The sequence below is a fragment of the Moorena sp. SIO3I6 genome, from assembly GCF_010672095.1.
Window position 1 is genome coordinate 1 of the sequence record NZ_JAAHHU010001152.1, and the last position, 1,622, is coordinate 1,622.

Annotated in this window: 2 protein-coding genes; both read right to left on the reverse strand. The window is 51.4% G+C overall.

Features of this window, described 5'->3' with window-relative positions:
* On the reverse strand, window positions 1-253 hold a 253-nt coding region (locus F6K49_RS47150), incomplete at its 3' end, for a thiamine pyrophosphate-binding protein (protein WP_293109409.1).
* Window positions 254-1,591 (reverse strand): isocitrate lyase/phosphoenolpyruvate mutase family protein, encoded by a 1,338-nt coding sequence (locus tag F6K49_RS47155; RefSeq protein ID WP_293109411.1) that lies wholly within the window; start codon window positions 1,589-1,591, stop codon window positions 254-256. It abuts the gene before it with no gap.
* Window positions 1,592-1,622: the final 31 nt, after the last annotated feature.

Here is a 1,622-nt window from a genome sequence, read left to right on the forward strand (position 1 = left end):
TCAGGGAGGTGAGGGGATTGACCGCGTTGCCAAACCCCGAATTCTGAAACATCACCACACTGGGCACTCCAGCCAACTCGGCACCGGAGGCGATCGCCACAGCATCTCCTTCATTTGCAGCCCCCACATAGCGGAGATGATCAGAGTCAATGACCGTGTTAATAAAAGATTTGAGGTAGGAGCAGGGCACCCCCGTGTACAACCCAAACCCTTTTTCCTGAGCCGCTTGGATAAAGTATTCGGATTTGATCATTTAGAAACTTCCAGCCTTGAACAGATCTTCGACTTGATCGACATCGAGCCAATGCCCTTTGATATAAAGCACATGTACCCGATAGCCATCGGTGATCAACTCATTAATCAGAGTCGGCATTCGCCCCTGTTGCCGCACCTGCTCTGACTGGAGCAGAGTATTAAGGGTATCCCGTAATTTCTGCTGCTCCTGCTGGGACACTTTCAGCAATCCGGTCCATCTGCCGCAGATTTCGCCCTCGGGCAGTTCATGGCTGATTTGCTGTAGATCAACATGTTGATAAAATGCCTGGGTCGAGTCGGGTAGAGAACAGGCAACGTAATCGGGTCGGATCTGCTCGGTTTGGCGGTGCTGACTCGAATCTATAATGACCACAAAGTCATGATCAACCCCTGACAGCATTTGCAGAATGTACTTCTTGAACAGAACATCACCGTAGCCGATGATCCAATCCTGTCCATCCTGGGGCAATTCCTGCAAGCCTCGACTCAGGGAAACCAGTTCACCTGTGGTGTCATATTCGTCGTTATCTACAAAATCGAGGCCAGGTAAGTTGACAACTTCCTTTTTGTAGCCACGCACAACCGTGATGTCTTGAATCCCAACACTGTGGTGCTCTTCCACAATCCGTGATAGCAGGGGTTGACCTTGCAGATTTACCATGCACTTGGGTTTATCTTTAGTGAATTGACCCAATTCAATCCCACGGGAAGCTGCTAGCAGAACTGTGCGAATCCCACCCCCGTTCTGGGGTAAATAGCGCTGCTCCGCTTCTGCATGTTCGGCGACACCTTGCAGCCGAAAGATCTCAGCGACAGGAACGATCTTGTCTTCAACATTCAGCAGGTTCTGCTCTACCATTAACTGCTGAGCCACCTTTTGGGTCATCGTTACGGAAGCGCGGAGTAGTTGATTGGCCCAAATGGCGATAGAGAAGCCAGCATCTCTAAAGACTTCAGTGGGTGTAGCGTAGTACTTGGTCGGTACAATCACCACTGGGGAGCGATCGCCCCACTCCCGTTTGAAGGCCAACACTTCATCAGGCACACGCAAGGCGCTGTGAATCAAAATGCCATCTGCTCCGGCATCGTAATAGGCTTGGGCTCGCCTTAATGCTTCTGAAAGCCCCCAACCGGCAATAAACGCTTCTACTCGGGCAATTAGGACAAAGTCATCATCACTTTGGGCATCTTTAGCGGCCTTGATTTTGCCGCAGAACTCGTCCATGTCAGCCAGGGGCTGAGCTGTGCCCTTAATAAAGCTATTGGTTTTGGGGAAGAGTTTGTCGTGACGTACTCCCGACGTTGCCCTGACGGGACAACGCGGGCTTCTTGCCAACACCAGGTACCCCTATCGGGCTTTGCCCGAC